We start from the raw sequence: 18,608 nt of genomic DNA, 5'->3' as shown, positions 1-18,608 counted from the left end.
CATTAAACAATATGTTCTCTTTTAATCCTTGGGTCATTTAGAAAAAGAAGCATATCGGCGATTATGTTTCCTACTATAAGCATTATACTTCCCACGTAAAGACTCCCCATCACCAAAAATAAGTCCTTTGACAACACAGCGTTTAATATAAGAAGACCCATACCTGGCCAATTTGTGACTATCTCCACTAAAGCAGCCCCAGATATCAAAGAAGAAAATTCATATCCCAAAAGAACTATAAAAGGAGATAGAGCATTTCTTAAAACATGTAGTATTATAGTTGATTGCCTTACTTTTGAAGCTTTTAAAAAAATGTATATAGGACTATTTAGTATCTCTAAAACATTGGCTCTTACTAGTCTGGAAAGTCCTCCGAAAGATGATAAAGCAAGGGCACTCACTGGAAGCATAAGGTGCTTTACATTTATACCACTAAGCATATCTGATATATTTATAAAATGTGTTTTATAAAAAAACATCATAATTAGAAAACCCATAACAAAAGATGGTATAGACATAGAAACGTAAGAAATTCCCTGTATAATCTTATCTAACAGGCTATCTTTTTTAAAAGCCGAAAAAACACCAAGCAAAAAGGCTAAACTCCAAGATAAAAAAGCTGAAGGTATAGATACCATAAGAGTATTTGGTATGCGTTCAAGGATTAATTTTTTTACACTTTCGTTGTATTCTATAGAGTATCCTAAGTTAAATCTAAGAGCGTTCCAAAGCCAGTCTACATATCTTATTAATAGCGGTTTGTTAAGACCGTAGAAAGCCTCGAGTTGTTTTATGGTCTCTTGAGATACGCTTGGGTTTAATTTAAGCTGGTCAAAAAATCCACCAGGGGCAAAGTTTATAGCTAAAAAGGAGAAAAAGCTAATGGCGATAACCACAAAAATACCTTGTAAAACCCTTAAGATTAAAAACTTTAGCACTACTTTACCCAACGCTTATTCATAGAAACTTCTGTTTCTACAATTACATCCTTCAAGATTATAGAACCTGCTTTTTTCATAGCTTTTTCTAAAAGCTCGGAAACTTCTTCTTTGTATTCTTCTTTAGCTTCTACTACAATTTCATCATGGACAAGATTTACAACATTTGCTATCTCATTGAAATTATTTGGGAATTTTCTTTTAAGCTCTTGAGAAAAAATCAAAACAGAGAGCTTTAACAGTTCTGCTCCAGTTCCTTGTATTGGATAGTTTGCAGCATCTGTAAAAGTATAAGCTATCATAGGTTTTCCGCACAAGGTTTTTAGCCTTACCTCTCCTTTAGCTTTTAGCTCTTTTTTTATTCTATCGTGCCAAGCTTTTATACCCTGAAAGGTTGAAAAAAACACTTCTCTAAAGCGCTTAGCCTCTTCTATAGACATATCGATTCCGTAAGAGTTTTTAGCGTACAAAGAAAGGGATTTTTCAGATATGCCATATATCAAACCAAAGTTCGCCGCTTTCGCTTTTTGTCTTTCCTCTTTTGTTATAGATTCAACAGGTTTTCCCATAATAAGAGAAGCCGTAAACTTGTGTAAATCCTCGCCTTTATTTATAACAGAAATCATTACCTCATCTTTTACATAATCCGCTGCTATTCTCAGCTCTATTTGCGAAAAATCAGCTATCACAAAAACGTATCCTTCCTTGGCCTTTAAAATACCTCTCAAATCTCTAGGGATATTTTGAACATTTGGTTTTGAAGAGGACATTCTACCAGTGATAGAACCTATTTGCCAAAACTCCGGATATACTCTATCTTGCTCGTTGTATTCTAAGATTTCTGATAGTTTCTCCTGAAGCTTATGAAGTCTTCTAAACTCTAAAACGCTATTTATAAATTCCCTTACCTTTTCATCACCTTTCTCAAGATGCTCAACAAGCACACTATCATCTGTTACTATATTTTCTTTGTCTGTGCGAGGTAAAGAGAGTTTTAGATTTTTTTCTAGAAACTCTCCTATCTTTTTAGGACTACTTATATCTATTCGATATTTTATGTAAAAGTTCATGGCAAGTTCTTGAGTTTTCTTTTGTAGTTGTTTTTTTGCATTTTCTATTTCAACTGCATCTATCCCAATACCAACATGCTCTATCTTGGCTAGTTCTTGGACAAAACCCATCTCTATTATAGCGTGCGCACTCTCCAATCCAAATACCTTAGCCACTCTAGATTTCTGCAATACATCTATAACTATTGGTTCTTTATCCAGTTCTTTTTTTAGCTTTTCATATAAAAGCCTTAAAACTTCCACATCTTTTGCAGCATAAAAAAGCTGACTTTCTGTAAGCTCTTTTGAAGACCAGTTTGAAAACTGTTCCTTTTTGTCCAAACTCTCTCCTGTAAAATGGGCGTAAACGCTTGCCAAAGAAACTCTGTTTAAACCTATTAACTGAGCACCGATCATGGTATCAAAGGTTGTATAAGGATGAATATCGTACTTCATAAGATATTTTAAATCATACTTGAGGTTGTGTCCTACAACACCTTTTTTGGATATTACATCTTTTATAAGCCTTGGAGCATCTTTTACAAACCAAAAATCTATTATATAAACAGGACCACTTTCTAAAGCCACTTGAAAGAGTCTTATATCTTTTGGTGTAGTTTCTGTATCTATAAACCAAATATCCCCAGCAGAAAGATAGTCTAAGGCTTTCAACAAAAGAGGCTCTTTGTCTATATAAACATAGTTCATTGGTTTAACTGGCTATGCTTATATCCATAAAATGCGTATATCAAAAGCCCCGCTATACACCAGACCAAAAATCTTATCCAAGTCAACATAGGAAGCCCAGCCATTATAAGAAGCAATGTAAACAAGTTTAGCGGCAATAAAACTTTTGCCATAGGCATCCTAAATTTTGGATTATACTCTTTGGATTTTCTTATTAGAATAATACTTATACCTACCATAAAGTAAGCAAACAATGTACCTATATTAACCATTTCAGCCAAATCTTTCAAAGGAAACAATCCTGCAGCTAAAGATAATACAAAAGCGCCTAATATCGTGGCTTTATAAGGGGTGCCAAACTTTGGATGAACGTCAGATAAAGACTCAAACAAGAGTCCATCTCTTGAAAGAGCATATACTACTCTTGTAAACCCAAGCCCCATAACCATAATAACGCTTGTAATTGTTATCACGGCACCTATTGAGATTATGCTTGCTATGAGATGCATATGCAATTTTTCCATTGCAAAAGAAAGAGCATCTGGTACATTTAAGTTTTTATAATTTACGACACCTGTAAGGGTAAGACTTACTACAATATAAAAAAACGTACTAATGGCTAAAGAGCCTATAAGTCCTATCGGTAAGTCTCTTTGGGGGTTTTTAACTTCTTCAGCCACAGTGGATACTGCATCAAAACCAAGATATGCAAATATTATAAGACCAGTGGCGTGCCATACACCTGATATGCCATAGGGTAAAAAGTCTTTGTAGTTTTTAAAATCGATATGCGGTAATGCAAACAATATGAATATCACAAGTACCAATATTTTAAGCACTACCACAAAAGAGCTTGCAAAAGCGCTTTCTTTTATTCCTAAAAGCAAGATACCAAACATAAATATTATGATAAGAAAAGCACATATGTCTATGTATGTGCCGTTTCTTGGGTTGTAAGCTGCCGTAAGAGCGTGAGGTAGCGTAATACCAAAGCTATTTTTTAAAAATGACCTAAAGTAAGAAGACCACCCCACTGCTACAGCGGCCGTTGATATTCCATACTCTAGCACTAGATTCCATCCTACAAGCCAAGCTATTATCTCACCTAAAAAAGAGTATGTATAGCTATAAGCACTACCAGAGACAGGAATAGCAGAACCAAGCTCGGCGTAAGCAAAAGCGCTTATACCAAGGGAAACAGCACCAAGTACAAAAGATAAAACGATGCCTGGGCCAGCCATCGTAGCGGCAGCCATACCTGTAATTACAAAAATACCAGCACCTATGATTGCACCAACACCCATCAATACAAGCTCTAACGCCTTAACTTCTCTTAAAAGCTTATGCTCTTCAACATAATGCTTTTTTCTAAAAATATCTAAACTCATACATTAAAAATATACCATAAACTCCTTTTAACATTGACAAAATATTGCTTAGACCTTATAATGTAAAATCATGATAGTTAAAAAACCAATTTTAGGTGGAGAGTTTTTAGAGACTACTCAAAAGCTTGATGTAATATACCCCTATGACAACTCAAAAATAGGAGAAACTTATACAGTAGACGCTTCCTATGTAGAAAAAGCCATAGAAAAGGCAAAGATAGGGCTTAAGAAACTCTCAGAGTTAAGCTCTTATGAAAAATCCGAAATCCTTTTTAAAACATCAGAGCTTTTAAGAAAAAACAAAGAAGAAATAGCAAAAACAATTGTATACGAAGTGGGCAAGACTATAAAAGAAGCTAGAGTAGAGGTAGATAGAGCCATAGAAACCTTTAAATTTTCAGCAGAAGAGGCAAAAAGGATAAAAGGTGAGACTTACGAGGTGGATGCTCATCCAAACGGTAAATCAAAATTTGGATTTTATATAAGAGTACCAGCAGGTATAGTGGTGGCTATATCACCTTTCAACTTTCCTTTAAATCTCACTGCCCACAAGGTAGGACCAGCCATAGGAGCAGGATGCCCTGTCATAGTAAAACCTTCTGAAAAAACGCCCTTAAGCCCTATCATGATGGGAGAATTTTTATTAGAAGCTGGATTACCGAAAGAAGCTATATCCGTTTTACCGGGCTTTGGAGATTTAGGCAAAGCCCTTACGATGCACAAAGATGTAAGAGTGGTGTCTTTTACCGGTAGCAAAATGGTAGGAGAGCTTATAGCAAGACAAGCTGGTATTAAAAAACTTGTTTTGGAGCTTGGTTCTAATTCGGCGTTGGTGGTTCATAAAGATGGGGATTTGGAAAAGGCGGCTACAAAAGCTGTTCAAGGCGGATTTTCAATGGCTGGGCAAGTTTGTATATCCATACAGAGAATATTTGTCCACGAAGAGGTTTTAGATAAATTTTTAAGGCTTTTAGAAGAAAAAATATCAAACATAAAAATAGGAGACCCCATGGACGAAACGGTGGATATGGGCCCGATGATAGACAAAGCTCAAGTTGAACGCGTGCAAAATTGGATTAAAGAGGCTATTGAAAAAGGTGCTAAACTTATACAAAAAGCCAAAAACTCCGAACACATCAAAGGAACCAACTATCTTTTACCAACGCTTCTTATAGATGTAAATAAAGATAGTGCTATTTTTAAAGAAGAAGCTTTCGCTCCTGTGATAAACATCAATAAATATAAAGATATTAAGGAAGTAATAGACGTCGTAAACGAAGGAGATTATGGGCTTCAAATAGGAGTTTATACAAATGATATAAAAGTGGCAATGGAGTTCATAAGAAACTGCGAAGTGGGTGGAGTAAACATAAACGAAGGACCAAACTTTAGAGTAGACCATATGCCTTATGGTGGATTCAAATACTCTGGCATAGGAAGGGAAGGGCCAGCCTTTGCTATAGAAGATTATACAGAAATCAAAAACGTTGTTATATCTTTGTAAAAGTTTTGTAGCATCATAGCATATCGCTACTTAAAAGATTTTTATTTTATAATGTTTATATGGAATATCAAGTTTTTGTATACGAAATAGACAAAGATTTGCTTGAAGATTTGCTTGTGGAGGAGGCCTTTGGTTTTGAGATTTTAGAAAAAAAAGAAAATATATGGAAGATATCCACAGATAAAATATTAAAAGGTTTTGAGCCAATAGAGGTTAGAAAAATAAACTATCAAGAACTTGATTTTGGTGAATTAGAACCCATCAAAGAAGATATTTTTGTGATATTACCATCTTACGCATTGCCTATAAAAATTAAAAAAGGAATGGCTTTTGGGACAGGGCTTCACGAAAGCACACAAATTATGCTTAGGCTTATAAAAGATTATGTGAGTATATCTGATAGCGTTTTAGATGTTGGATGCGGAAGCGGTATACTTACAATAGCAAGTAGATATTTCACAAAATCCTATATAAAGGGTATAGACTTGGACCCATTGGCAATAAAAGAAGCTATAGATAATGCAAAGAACAACGATATGATAGATTTACATTTTGAAGTAGCTACTCCGTTAGATATCTTACATAGAAGTTATCTAGAAGACAATTTAAAAAGAAACTATATAAAAGACGAAAACTACTACGATTATTTTGTGGGAATTTACGATGTCGTGTTGGCAAACCTTGAGATGTACATTTTTGAAAAAGAGTTTTCAAACCTTACAAAATTATTTAAAAAGTACCTTATAATATCTGGGATTTACAAAGGCGAAGAAGAAATAATAAAATCTATATGCAAAGATTTTAATATTAAAATCATAAAACAGTTAACAAAAAACGATTGGCATGGTTTTGTGATTGGGAAGTGCTAAATGTTTTTAAAATTTTACGATAAAACAGCTTTTATATATAAAGGTCAAAACATCTCTTATAAAGAGCTTGTTGAAAAAGCAGAGTTTTATAGTGCCGCTATAGACATAATGCCAGGGGATAGGGTGGTTATTTTTTCAGAAAATAAACCGGAATGGGCTTATGCTCTTTTTGGTATATGGAGAAGAGGCGGCATAGCTCTACCAATAGACCATATGGCTTCCGAAGAGGAAGTAGCCTTTATATTAAAAGATGCCACCCCTAAATACGCTTTTGTGTCTTCTAATCTAAAAGATATCTTTGCAAAAGCTGTAAAAAGGCATAAATATAGAGTAGAGGCCATAGACATAGAAGATTTTATACCTTTTCAGGATCCAAAAGAACCAATTACAAATATTTCTGAAGATATAGCGCTTTTGCTTTATACATCAGGAACCACCGGTCAACCAAAAGGTGTAATGCTTACTTTTGGAAACTTGCAATCCAATATAGAGGCTATAGTTAAAGAGAATATAGCTTCTTCAAAAGATGTTACGATAGCTTTACTTCCTTTTCATCACGCTTACCCTTTGATGGTATCATTACTTGTGCCTCTTTACCTAGGAGCTACAATAATATTTAGTGAAAATCTTTCTTCTAGTTCTTTGATAAATTTAATCACTGCCAACAAAGTAACCGTTTTAATAGGTGTACCTAAGCTTTACAAAATATTGCACGACAGAATATTCGGAGAGATAAACAGCATCCCTGGAGCGAAAAGACTGTTTTCTCTTGTAGATTTTATTGGTAGTCCAAAGCTTGGTAAAATTATCTTTAAGAAGGTTCACAAAACTTTTGGTGGAAGATTGAAGTATTTTATAAGCGGTGGTGCAAAATTAGACCCAAACGTAGCTCACGACCTTTATATGCTTGGATTTGATGTGTTAGAAGGATATGGTCTTACTGAAACATCTCCTATAGTAAGCTTTAATGTACCAGGTAGTATAAAGATAGGTTCTGTTGGAAAACCAATACCCGGTGTTGAGGTAAGAATAGCAGAAGACGGTGAGGTATTAGTAAAAGGTAAAAATGTAATGAAAGGCTATTGGCAAAGACCGGATCTCACCAATGAAGCTATAAAAGATGGATGGTTTTATACCGGTGATATAGGATACGTTGATGAAGATGGATATCTTTATATAGTTGGTAGAAAAAAAGAGCTAATAGTACTTGAAAATGGCAAAAAGGTAATACCAGAAGAAATAGAAAACCTCATACTCTCTAAAAGCGACATTGTAAAAGAAGCTGCAGTCATAGAAAAAAACGGACATCTTCATGCTATAATAGTCCCAGATTTTGAGCTTGTAAAAGAAAAAGGCATATTAAATCTAAGAGAATACATTACATGGGAAGTGATTGACAAAGTAAATAGAGAGTTGCCTTCTTACAAAAACATCACAGATTTTACCATAAGAGAAGAAGAACTTCCCAAAACAAGGCTTGGAAAAATAAAGAGGTTTTTGTTAAAAGCTCAAGACGAAACAAGTTTATCAAAACAGCAACATACTAATCTGCAAGAGCAAGTTTACGAAAAAGAAGAAAAATCAATCGGTATTCTAACAGAACAAGAAGGTATTCTACTTAATTATTTAAGAAAGTATAAGAGCGATATATCTCCTAAAGACCACTTAGAAATAGACCTTGGGCTTGATTCTTTAGACAAAGTAGAGCTGCTTAGTTTTCTAGAAAAAACCTTCGGCATAAATCTACCCGAGAAAGAATTGTCAAAATACTTGTCTGTAGAGCAGCTTATGGCTTTGGTGTCATCCCAAGAAGCTAAAGATATAAAAGATATAAATTGGCACGATATATTGAGCGAATCCAACCCTATAGATGTAAATGAGTATAAAGACGATATCATTGTTTACGGGTCTTACATACTAAAACAAATTTTCAAAATTTACTTTAGGTTTAAAGTAGAAGGTTTACCAAATCTTCCCAAAGAAAAGCCTTTTATAATAGCCCCTAACCATGCCAGTTATTTAGATGGATTTCTAATAGCAGCATCGCTACCAAAGGATATAGTCAAAGATGTATTCTTTGTGGGTGCCAAAGAGTATTTTGAAGGTAGGCTTGGCGAGCTTATAGCTAGATACTTTCATGTAATCACCGTGGATACTCAGTCCAACGTAAAAGAAACACTTATAAAATCAGCAGGGGTTTTAAAAAGCGGTAAGAACTTAGTGATATTTCCAGAAGGTGCTAGAACTAGAAACGGTAAACTACTTCCTTTTAAGAAAGGGGTAGCAATATTAAGTAAAGAGTTAAGTGTACCAATAGTACCAACGGCTATAATAGGTTCTTATGAAGCTATGAAAATAGGCGACATATTTCCAAAACCCAAAAAGATATTAGTGAGATACGGCTGGCCTTTAATGGAATACAAATTCTCATACGATGAGATAATAGGAAGATTAGAGGAAGCAGTCCAATCTATTTTAAGCTTGCCTTAGAGCTATTGTACCGTAAGATAAGTGAATTTATATGCTATAATATATATTCTAATTTTTAATTGCGGAGGTTTTTTATGAAAGTTTTAATCACCGATCCCATATCTCCAAAGGGCGTAGAAATTCTCAAGAAAGAGTTTGAAGTAGATTATTATCCTGAAATTAAGTTTGATGAGCTTTTAGAAATAGTTGGAAACTATGATGCGATAGTGACAAGAAGTAGAACACCAATTACAACAGAGCTTTTAGAAAGGGCAAAAAACCTAAAAGTTATAGGAAGGGCCGGTGTAGGTGTTGACAACGTTGATATAGAAACAGCTTCTAAAAAAGGAATCTTAGTATGCAATACGCCTGGGGCAAACACCATAGGTGCCACAGAGCTTACCATAGGTCATATGATAAATGTAATTAGAACCATCCACAAAACCCACAACACAATAATGGACTACAGATGGGAAAGGCACAGCTTTATGGGTATTGAGCTTTTCGGAAAAACGCTTGGTATTATAGGTTTAGGAAATATAGGTTCTCAAGTGGCAATAAGAGCAAAAGCGTTTGGCATGAAGGTTTTAGCTTACGATCCTTATATACCAAGAGAAAAAGGTGATAGGTTAGGAGTAAAACTTTACGAAGATTTGGATGAAATGCTCGGAGTATCAGATATAATTACAATCCATACTCCTTTAACCCATGAGACAAAAGGCATGATAAACAAAGAGCGCATTGCAAAGATGAAGGATGGTGCCATTGTTATAAACTGTGCTAGGGGCGGTATCATAGTAGAATGGGATTTAATAGAAGCTCTTAAAAGCGGAAAATTATATGGCGCCGGTATAGATGTTTTTAGCAAAGAACCGCCTCCAAAAGAGCTTGTTGATGCTTTTAGAGAGTGTAAAAACGTATCGTTGAGTGCCCATATAGGCGCAAACACTTACGAATCCCAAGAAAATGTAGGTATTATAATAGCTCAGCAAGTAACAAAAGCTCTAAAAGGTCAACCGGTAGATTACGTAGTAAATGCCCCGTTCCCAGATATATCTGTTATAACCCTTATAAAACCCCACTTAGATTTAGCTGAAAATATGGGTAGCTTTGTAGCCCAACTTAGCACCGATGGTATAAAAAAAATAAAGGTAGAAGTTATAGGAGATTTGGCTAAAAACTCAAAACCAGTGGTAGCAGCTGTGTTAAAAGGTGTTTTAAAAAGTATAACGGATTATCCGGTGAACATAATAAATGCTACTTATCTTGCCAAAGATTACGGTATAGAAGTAGAAGAAGTTGCCAACGAGGAATCTCAAGATTTTAAACATTATATAAAGATAACCGCATACGGCGATGTGCAGGAAAAAGTAGTAGGTGGAAGTCTCATAGAGAATCAAATACCTCGCATTTTACAAATAGATAGATTTTATGTGGATGTGGAACCAGAAGGCGTCATGCTCGTATTTGAAAACAAAGACACGCCAGGAGTTATAGGAACAATAGGCTCAATACTAGGACAAGCAAACGTCAACATAGCAGGCTTTAGATTGGGTAGAGAAAAAAGAGGCGGACTTGCTCTAGGCGTACTAAACCTAGATTCTAAAGTGAGCGATGAAGTGTTGGAAAAACTTAAAAGAATACCTCAAATTATATCCATGAAGCAGGTAATATTATGATACTGGTCCAAAAGTTTGGCGGTACATCAGTCGGCTCTATAGAACGCATAGAAAACGCTGCCAACAAGGTTATAAAAGCCATAGAAAAAGGCTACAAACCTGTAGTAGTTTCTTCTGCAATGTCTGGAGAAACAGAGAGGCTTATAAAGCTTGCAAAGTCTATAGAAGAGTATCCAAATTACAGAGAGTTAGACCAGCTTATATCCACTGGTGAGCAACAAGCTATAGCCCTTTTTGCCCTTATGCTTATGAAAAAGGGTTACGATGCAATAAGTCTTTGTGGATGGCAAATACCTATAGAAACGGATGATGTGCACTTTAAGGCAAATATTAAATATATAAACACAAAAAAAATTTTAGAGCTTTTAGACAAAAACATAATACCTGTGATAGCTGGTTTCCAGGGAATGGACGAGAGAGGAGATATCACAACTTTGGGAAGAGGCGGGTCTGATACCACTGCTGTGGCATTGGCTGGTTACTTAAAAGCAGATTGTGAGATATATACAGATGTGAATGGTGTTTATACCACAGACCCTCGTATTGTAAAACATGCTAAAAAGATAGATTTTATATCCTACGAAGAAATGCTCGAGATGGCATCTTTGGGCGCAAAAGTGATGCAAATAAAAAGTGTTGAGTTTGCAGCCAAATTTGGCTCTCGTATACACGTGAGGTCTTCGTTTGAAGATGCTGAGGGCACTTGGATAGTACCGGAGGAAGAAATTATGGAGAAAAAGGCTGTAAGAGCCATCACCGCAGATGTGAATGAATCAAGGATTACAATTACCCATATCCCAGACAAACCTGGTATAGCTGCTGAGATTTTTAAAAGCTTAGGAGAGTCACACATTGTAGTAGATATGATTGTGCAAAATGTATCTGTAGATGGATACACGGATATGTCTTTTACTGTAAACAAAAACGATGCTCACAAAGCGGAAGAGATTACTAAAAAAGTAGCCAAACAACTAAACGCAAGAAGCGTTCTAAGGGATGATGACGTGGCTAAGATATCTGTGGTGGGAATAGGTATGAAAAGCGCTTACGGGATAGCCGGGCGCATGTTTGAAGTATTGGCTGCCAATAACATAAATATAAAAGCAATATCCACCTCAGAGATAAAAATATCTTGCCTTATAGACGAAAAATATACAGAGCTAGCCGTTAGGGCTTTACACGAAGAGTTTATAGAAAAAGATGAGCCTTGATAAAAAACGAGCAAAAGAAATTTTAGATACTTTTAAAAGCCTAAAAATTGCTGTTGTAGGTGATGTGATGCTTGATCATTATCTTTTCGGCAACGTTGAAAGAATATCGCCAGAGGCCCCAGTACCAGTGGTAGAAGTGTTATCAGAAGAATATAGGCTTGGTGGAGCTGCAAACGTTGCCAGCAATTTAGCTTCTTTAAACGTACAAACCTCTATATGTGGTATAGTGGGTAATGACAGTGCATACACTATAATGTCTAAGAGACTTAAAGAGCTTAACATAGAAGACTTGAATATAATATCAGACAAACCAACCACTCAAAAGACACGCATAATAGCATCTCATCAACAGCTTATTCGTATAGACTGGGAAGATAGAACACCGTTTTTAGATTTTCAAATTATATTAGATAAACTTCCAAAGGATGTAGATGGTGTTATCATATCAGATTATGCGAAAGGTACAATCACAGAAAACCTTTGTCAGACTTTGACAAGATATTATTCTTTTGTTTCAGCAGACCCAAAGCCCCATCACAAAAATTTTTATCGTAATCTATCTGTTATAACACCAAATGAAAAAGAAGCCAAGGCTATGTTAAACGAAGAAGATATATTTAAACTTGGTAAAAGCTTAAAAACCGAACTAAATCTTACATACCTTGCTATAACCCTTGGACCAAAAGGCGTCGCTTTTTTTGAAGACGGTGCTGTGCATACTTACAGCGCAAAAGCTAAAGAGGTTTACGATGTGACAGGTGCCGGTGATACGTTTTTAGCGGTTTTGACTGCAGCTCTACTAGCCGGTGCTAAAACCAACGAAGCCTGTGAGCTTGCCAATACTGCCGCTGGTATAGTAGTATCAAAAATAGGTGCCGCTTCTACTACAATAGAAGAAATCCTTGAAAATATTTAAAACAATCCACCAAATCCCCAATAATCTGATACGCTTTCTAAAAATTCAAAAAGTTCCGATATATTTTTACAATACCCCTTATAACAGCAAGAGCTTTTATCATCTTTAAATACAATTTCTATGATACCATCTTTGCCAACTATAAAATCCACATTTAAATCTTTTTTCTCATAGACTCCTAAATAACCATCGTTCACAGTAAACCACATAAAAATATTCAATCCCAGTACATTTTCAAAATTTTTATAAGAATACACTATAAAATCGTTCCGAAATTCATATGAAACTTCTTCGCAGTCCATTTATTAAAAATAAGTCATAATTCATGATACTTTATGATATATATTACAATACAAAACCATGTGTTTCATAAAAAATTAATACTTTTATGACATAATAGAATACTATGAAGTTAAAAAAATTAAAAGGTATTGTTTTTGGTTTTTTGGTATATGGGCTTTTAATATCAGAGCCTTCATTTTCGAAAGAAGAGCCATTGGAATTGACGCCCGCTAAGGCTGTATCTATATTTATACACAACAACTACAATGTTTTGATAGATAAGTACAACATAGATAAAGCTTATGCAAACTATTTAGAATCAAAGGCTCACACAAATCCAAGCATATACATGAGTAGCGTTCAGCACGAGATAAGAAATGGTGAACTAAGAAGTAGGGATTCCACATCAAATATAGGTATAGCTAAGCTTTTTAGAATGGGTGGTAAAAGAAGTTTGAATATGAAGTTAAACTATGCTCTTTACAAGTCTTCTATTTTTTCTCACGATGACAATGTTAGAAATCTCCTGATAGGATTTATGAGTCTTTATTACCAGGTTATAATAGATAGAATAGCCTTAAGGCAAGCTAAAGATGACCTTGATAACTACGAGAAAGTATTAAAAATAGCTAAGTATCAAAGGGATTACGGGTTTATATCAAACTTAGATTATTTTAAGTTATCTGTTTACAAAGTAAACCTTCAAAGCGCAGTATATCAAGCAAAAGCTCAATACGAAAACGATTTGAAAGAGTTACAAACGTTACTTAGGCTCAAAACACCAATACGACTAAAAGCTGGCTATCCAGTGGCATTTTTGTTAAATCAGAAGCCCAACCTAAAAAAGTATGAAAAACTTGCTTTAAATAGGTTTGACATAAGGGCAGCAAGATATCAACTGCAATCAGACCTTTACAATTTAAAATTTCAAAAAGCCCAAAATATACCAGACTTGACATTTAATTTTGAGATAGACACAGTGGGTATGGATTCAGAAGGAAGAAGATATCCTTTTATGATAGGTGCAGGGCTTAGCTTTCCTCTTCCTATATTTGATAGAAACGTAGGTGGTATTTTAAATGCAGCCTACAGTATCAAACAAGATAAACTTATGCTTAAAAACTTAGAAGATACGGCAAAAACCCAGACTTACCAAGCTTATCAAAACTTCTTGAGTGCCCAGAGAACCTTTAGAGCTTATGTTGAAAAAAAGAAAGAGATTGAGAAAATACTAGATATATCTCAAAAATCTTTTGCTCTAAGGGGTATATCTGTGCTTGACTTACTTGATGCTGAGAGAACCTACAAAGATTTTATGGCAAGCTATAGAAATGCTTTATATCAGCTTATGTTAAATAGAACACTTTTAGATCTTTATAGCAGGGGTAGCTTATGAAAAAACGCAAAATTTTTGTTGGCTCGGCTTTAGCTCTGGTATTTTTTAGTTCTTGTGCTAATCAAAAAGCCCAAGAAAGCACTGCTAAAGATAGCTCTAATCAAACTACTTCAAATATAAAGCTTACAATCGCTAAGCAAGGTGTGTTTGTAAGAAAGCTTAAATTACCAGGTAGCGTTATATCTTCTCCAAATGGAGTGGTAAACGTTACATCATCGGTAAATGGGGTTATAGAAAGGGTGCTTGTAAACATTGGAGAGCATGTGGGTATAGGTCAACCGCTTTTCTTGGTAAAATCTGCAGATGTGGCAAACTTATATTCAAATTATCTTCAAGCAAAAGCCCAATACGAGTTGGCTCTTAAAACCTACGACCTTACTAAAAAGTTGTATGAAATAGGCTCTATGTCAAAGTTTGACCTTGATAACGCATTGGCAAATTTAAAATCCTCAAAAGCTCTTATGGACGGGTACTATGCCCAAATGAAGATAATAGGTTTAAAAGGGACTGGTTCTTATGTGATGACAAAATACATTACAAGTCCAGCTGATGGTGTAGTAGCAAAGTTAAACATACATCCAGGTGAGAAAATAATAGTAGACCCTTATACACCACTTGCTACCATAGTAGACACTTCTCACGTGATGGTAGTGGCGGATGCTTTCTCAAAAGATATAAAGTATATATCTCCTGGGCAAAAAGTGGAGATTACTACATCAGCATATCCTGGGATATCTTTTGAAGGCAAGGTATTTTATGTAGGTGATATAGTAGATCCAAACACTAGAACTTACAAAGTATATATAAGAGTTAAAAACATTAAAAACTTTTTAAAACCAAACATGTTTGTAGATGTAGACCTCACCTCTTCCAAAGAAAACAGCATAGAAATACCTCAATCTGCCCTGGTATTTAAAGATAATCAGTTTTATGTTTTTAAATATGAAAATGGAACTTATGTAAAAACACCGGTAGAAGTATATAAGGTAAAAGGACAGACCGCTTATATCAAATCTGGTTTAAATCCTGGCGATAAAGTTGTAGCATCTGGAACTATACTGATAAGCAAGTGAGCGGGGAGATAATATGAGGTCTTTTATAAATTTTGTACTTCAAAATAAGCTTGTATTTTTATTCTTGGGCATTCTTATTACCGTACTCTCTTATTTTGGTATTAAAAAGCTTGATATTGAGCCGTTTCCAGATTATTCCCCTGTGGTAATAGAAGTTACTGCCATATATGCCGGACATTCTGCTAAAGAAGTAGAAAAACAGGTGACTATCCCGCTAGAATCTGCATTGTCAGCTATCCCTCATTCTACTAAAATAAACACTATGTCACTTTATGGATTATCAGATATAAAGGTGACATTCAAATACGGCGTACCTTATCAGGTTGCAAAACAACATGTTATAAATAGGCTCTCTCAAGCAAACCTACCACCAGGTGTTCAACCTGTGATTCAATCAAACCCAGTGGGTGAGGTGATGAGATTTGAAGTAAGAGGATTAAAAGGCCAATCCCTTACTTATCTTAGAGGCTTAGCAGATTGGCCTATATGTAGACAGATAAAAACAGTGCCTGGTATAGAAGATTGTAATCCTATAGGAGGATTTGTAAAACAATACCAAGTTATAGCTGACCCTCAAAAGCTTGTAAAGTACAACCTCACATTATCCCAAGTCCAAAACGCTATAGCCAATGCAAATATAAACGTAGGTGGAAATTACACAGAGATTGGTGAGCAAACCTATACAATTCGCGGTATCGGGCTTATAAAAAGTCTAAAAGATATAAAAGATATCGTGTTAACCAATTACAACGGTACACCCATCACCGTAGGAGATATAGGAAAAGTCATAGTAGGACATGCTCCAGTTCAAGGTTATATGGGACTTAGCATAAGAGAACCAGGCGGCAAGTGGTACTCTAAGAATCAAACGGTGGTGGTAACAGCAGTGATGAGGAAAACAGCTAAGTCTGTACCTACACTAAAAGCCCTAAACAAGAAGATAAAAGAACTAAACGCTCAGTACAAATCTCTTGGTGTAAAACTCGTACCTTACTATACAAGACAAACGCTTCTTAATGCTGTGGTAAAAAAGATAAAAGAAAACGCTATTATGGGTATTTCGCTTATATTCTTTGTGATATTTATATTCTTAGGGGACCTACCTACCTCAATGATAGTAGCTACCGTAGTACCTATAGCCCTTATATCTACATTGGCTTTTATGGCACTAAGAGGTGAAGAAGCAAACCTTATATCTCTTGGGGCAGTGGATTTTGGCATAATCATAGATAGCGCTATATTGCTTGCGGAAAATATATATAGGATAGCTGAGGAAAAGAAGAATGAAAATACAGACTATGTGATATCTTACGCTACTCTTGATATTGTAAAGCCTCTCATGTTCTCAATCCTTATTATTATAACATCCTTTATACCACTATTTGCTATGAATGGTGCTCAAGGGGTACTTTTTAGTCCTATGGCAAGAACTTACGTGTATGCTCTTACCATAGCTGTGGCTCTTACATTTACTTTTGTACCAGCTACCATAGGACTTATAAAGAAAAACATAAAAGCTAAAGAACCTAAATTAGCGCTAATGCTTACAAATATTTATCTTAAAATCCTAAAACTACTTTTAAAAGTAGCTAAACCATTCGCAATAGTAAGTTTTATTGTAATAGCTATAATGTTGTTTAGTTTTAAGTTTTTAGGAACAGAATTTATACCTACTCTTGATGAAGGCAACATATATTTAAGAATAACCTTTCCATGGTCTATAGCGCTTTCTACATCTCATAAATACGCCAACGAGGTAAGACATTACGTAATGCAATTCCCAGAGGTAGTATCAGTGGATAGTAGAGCTGGAAGACCAGAAGATGGTTCAGATGACGTGGGCCCATACGACACAGAGTATTCTATTCAGCTTTTACCTTATTCGAAATGGCCTGCTGGTATGACAAAGCAAAAACTTGAAGATATCATGAGAAAACACTTTATCAAGATGTTTCCAGGGGCTGATGTAAACTTTTCCCAATATATACAGGATAATTTTGATGAGGTACTCTCTGGGGTAAAGGGCGAAAACTCTCTTAAAATATACGGTCCAAATCTTATAGAGCTTGATAAGTTAGGTAGAGAGATAACACCAATTTTAGAACATACAAAAGGAATGACAGATGTTGGTATGTATAAAGAGCTTGGTCAACCTGAGATAGATGTAAAAGTAAAAAGAGGGGCAGCTGCAAGGTATGGCTTAAATACAGGGGATATATTAAACATTATTCAAGCTGCCATAGGAAGTTCACCTGTTACCGAAGTTCTAGAAGGAGATAGGCAGATAGACCTTGTTATAAGATTCCCAAAAGATTATAGAAGGACCGCAAAAGACATATCATCAATTCCAATCGTTACTCCTAATGGTCAAGTTATAAAACTTGGAGATGTAGCTGATATATATTATCATACGGGTGCTTACTTTATATATAGAGAAAACTACCAAAGATTTTTACCTATAAAATTCAGTATAGTGGGTTCAAATGTGGGAGGGGTTATAAAAAGAGCAAAACAAGAAATAGAAAAATCTGTAAAGCTTCCACCTGGATATCATCTTGAATGGAGCGGTGAATACAAACAAATGATACAAGCTCAAAGGCAGATGGCAGTTATAATACCCTTAGCCGTGGCGATAGCTCTTGCAATACTATATATCTACTTTAAATCTTTAAGATATACGTTGGTAGCATTTTCTAGTGCTGTGGTGGCAATAGGTACTGCCATAGTATCACTTCTTTTATCCCACATGGCTTTTAGCGTATCGTCGGCTATAGGTTTTATATCTATTATGGGTGTATCTATCATGAATGGCTCCATCATCACTACCCAGTTTATAAGACTTTACGAAAACGGACTATCCAAATACGATGCTGTAATAGAAACCATGAAAGATAAGTTTAGACCGGTGCTTATGACAGGTCTTGTGGCGTCTTTGGGGCTTTTACCAGCAGCTATACGAACAGGTATAGGTACTCAAGTACAAAAACCACTTGCTCTAGTAGTGGTAACAGGCATGAGTATAGGTACAATAGCCACTCTTCTTTTAATACCAGTACTTCTTTATCTTGTGCCTCCAAAAGAATATACTAAGTTTTAGATATTAAAAGTGTGGGCCAAGCAAAGGCCCCATGCTTCCATTATTCCTCA

General features: G+C 35.4%; 13 protein-coding genes. 9 read left to right on the top strand and 4 right to left on the bottom strand.

Annotated elements, in window-relative coordinates:
* Positions 1–2: 2 nt before the first annotated feature.
* Genes ACYQZV_RS08455 through ACYQZV_RS08445 form a run of 3 tightly spaced genes read right to left on the bottom strand, consistent with a single transcriptional unit; the run spans position 3 to position 4,062 of the window.
* On the bottom strand, positions 3–938 hold the full coding sequence (locus ACYQZV_RS08455) for an ABC transporter permease (protein ID WP_459895061.1): 936 nt from the start codon (positions 936–938) through the stop codon (positions 3–5).
* Positions 938–2,695, bottom strand: coding sequence for a bifunctional 3'-5' exonuclease/DNA polymerase (locus ACYQZV_RS08450; RefSeq protein ID WP_459895058.1), 1,758 nt, complete (start codon positions 2,693–2,695; stop codon positions 938–940). The genes ACYQZV_RS08455 and ACYQZV_RS08450 overlap by 1 nt, the downstream gene beginning before the upstream one ends.
* Complete coding sequence (locus ACYQZV_RS08445) at positions 2,692–4,062, bottom strand: amino acid permease (RefSeq protein WP_459895056.1); 1,371 nt, start codon at positions 4,060–4,062, stop codon at positions 2,692–2,694. The genes ACYQZV_RS08450 and ACYQZV_RS08445 overlap by 4 nt, the downstream gene beginning before the upstream one ends.
* 70 nt (positions 4,063–4,132) lie before the next feature.
* Here ACYQZV_RS08445 and ACYQZV_RS08440 point away from each other — a divergent pair, with 70 nt between their 5' ends.
* The 6 genes from ACYQZV_RS08440 to ACYQZV_RS08415 all read left to right on the top strand — a co-directional run bounded on the left by ACYQZV_RS08440 (position 4,133) and on the right by ACYQZV_RS08415 (position 12,710).
* Positions 4,133–5,566, top strand: coding sequence for an aldehyde dehydrogenase family protein (locus ACYQZV_RS08440; RefSeq protein ID WP_459895053.1), 1,434 nt, complete (start codon positions 4,133–4,135; stop codon positions 5,564–5,566).
* A gap of 59 nt (positions 5,567–5,625) precedes the next feature.
* Entirely contained in the window at positions 5,626–6,435 is an 810-nt protein-coding gene (locus tag ACYQZV_RS08435; RefSeq protein WP_459895050.1) for a 50S ribosomal protein L11 methyltransferase, read from the top strand.
* Positions 6,436–8,925 (top strand): AMP-binding protein, encoded by a 2,490-nt coding sequence (locus ACYQZV_RS08430; protein WP_459895047.1) that lies wholly within the window; start codon positions 6,436–6,438, stop codon positions 8,923–8,925.
* Between the two features lie 74 nt (positions 8,926–8,999).
* Entirely contained in the window at positions 9,000–10,583 is a 1,584-nt protein-coding gene (serA, locus tag ACYQZV_RS08425) for a phosphoglycerate dehydrogenase (protein WP_459895045.1), read from the top strand.
* The gene (locus tag ACYQZV_RS08420) at positions 10,580–11,794 is read left to right on the top strand and encodes an aspartate kinase (RefSeq protein ID WP_459895043.1); all 1,215 of its coding nucleotides are present in this window, start codon (positions 10,580–10,582) and stop codon (positions 11,792–11,794) included. The genes serA and ACYQZV_RS08420 overlap by 4 nt, the downstream gene beginning before the upstream one ends.
* Positions 11,784–12,710 carry a bifunctional heptose 7-phosphate kinase/heptose 1-phosphate adenyltransferase gene (locus ACYQZV_RS08415; RefSeq protein ID WP_459895040.1) on the top strand — a complete coding sequence of 309 codons (927 nt, stop codon included), beginning with the start codon at positions 11,784–11,786 and terminating at the stop codon, positions 12,708–12,710. The genes ACYQZV_RS08420 and ACYQZV_RS08415 overlap by 11 nt, the downstream gene beginning before the upstream one ends.
* On the opposite strand, the gene ACYQZV_RS08410 is transcribed toward ACYQZV_RS08415, so the two are convergent.
* On the bottom strand, positions 12,707–13,012 hold the full coding sequence (locus ACYQZV_RS08410; RefSeq protein ID WP_459895037.1) for a hypothetical protein: 306 nt from the start codon (positions 13,010–13,012) through the stop codon (positions 12,707–12,709). The genes ACYQZV_RS08415 and ACYQZV_RS08410 overlap by 4 nt on opposite strands.
* 104 nt (positions 13,013–13,116) lie before the next feature.
* Here ACYQZV_RS08410 and ACYQZV_RS08405 point away from each other — a divergent pair, with 104 nt between their 5' ends.
* The 3 genes from ACYQZV_RS08405 to ACYQZV_RS08395 are packed head-to-tail and all read left to right on the top strand — an operon-like array spanning position 13,117 to position 18,558.
* Positions 13,117–14,388: a TolC family protein gene (locus tag ACYQZV_RS08405; RefSeq protein WP_459895035.1), complete on the top strand. Its 1,272-nt coding sequence runs from the start codon at positions 13,117–13,119 to the stop codon at positions 14,386–14,388.
* Positions 14,385–15,461, top strand: coding sequence for an efflux RND transporter periplasmic adaptor subunit (locus ACYQZV_RS08400; protein WP_459895032.1), 1,077 nt, complete (start codon positions 14,385–14,387; stop codon positions 15,459–15,461). The genes ACYQZV_RS08405 and ACYQZV_RS08400 overlap by 4 nt, the downstream gene beginning before the upstream one ends.
* Before the next feature lie 13 nt (positions 15,462–15,474).
* The gene (locus ACYQZV_RS08395; protein WP_459895029.1) at positions 15,475–18,558 is read left to right on the top strand and encodes an efflux RND transporter permease subunit; all 3,084 of its coding nucleotides are present in this window, start codon (positions 15,475–15,477) and stop codon (positions 18,556–18,558) included.
* Positions 18,559–18,608: the final 50 nt, after the last annotated feature.

Source organism: Hydrogenobaculum acidophilum (assembly GCF_054656715.1).
Note: the sequence above shows the minus strand (reverse complement) of the source record. Positions and strands in the feature narration are given on the sequence as shown.

Excerpts from the sequence above, each read along its gene's own strand:
- ACYQZV_RS08450 (WP_459895058.1), bottom strand. The coding sequence starts at position 2,695 with ATGAACTATGTTTATATAGACAAAGAGCCTCTTTTGTTGAAAGCCTTA.
- ACYQZV_RS08445 (WP_459895056.1), bottom strand. The coding sequence starts at position 4,062 with ATGAGTTTAGATATTTTTAGAAAAAAGCATTATGTTGAAGAGCATAAG.
- ACYQZV_RS08440 (WP_459895053.1), top strand. The coding sequence starts at position 4,133 with ATGATAGTTAAAAAACCAATTTTAGGTGGAGAGTTTTTAGAGACTACT.
- ACYQZV_RS08435 (WP_459895050.1), top strand. The coding sequence starts at position 5,626 with ATGGAATATCAAGTTTTTGTATACGAAATAGACAAAGATTTGCTTGAA.
- ACYQZV_RS08430 (WP_459895047.1), top strand. The coding sequence starts at position 6,436 with ATGTTTTTAAAATTTTACGATAAAACAGCTTTTATATATAAAGGTCAA.
- serA (WP_459895045.1), top strand. The coding sequence starts at position 9,000 with ATGAAAGTTTTAATCACCGATCCCATATCTCCAAAGGGCGTAGAAATT.
- ACYQZV_RS08420 (WP_459895043.1), top strand. The coding sequence starts at position 10,580 with ATGATACTGGTCCAAAAGTTTGGCGGTACATCAGTCGGCTCTATAGAA.
- ACYQZV_RS08415 (WP_459895040.1), top strand. The coding sequence starts at position 11,784 with ATGAGCCTTGATAAAAAACGAGCAAAAGAAATTTTAGATACTTTTAAA.
- ACYQZV_RS08410 (WP_459895037.1), bottom strand. The coding sequence starts at position 13,012 with ATGGACTGCGAAGAAGTTTCATATGAATTTCGGAACGATTTTATAGTG.
- ACYQZV_RS08405 (WP_459895035.1), top strand. The coding sequence starts at position 13,117 with ATGAAGTTAAAAAAATTAAAAGGTATTGTTTTTGGTTTTTTGGTATAT.
- ACYQZV_RS08400 (WP_459895032.1), top strand. The coding sequence starts at position 14,385 with ATGAAAAAACGCAAAATTTTTGTTGGCTCGGCTTTAGCTCTGGTATTT.
- ACYQZV_RS08395 (WP_459895029.1), top strand. The coding sequence starts at position 15,475 with ATGAGGTCTTTTATAAATTTTGTACTTCAAAATAAGCTTGTATTTTTA.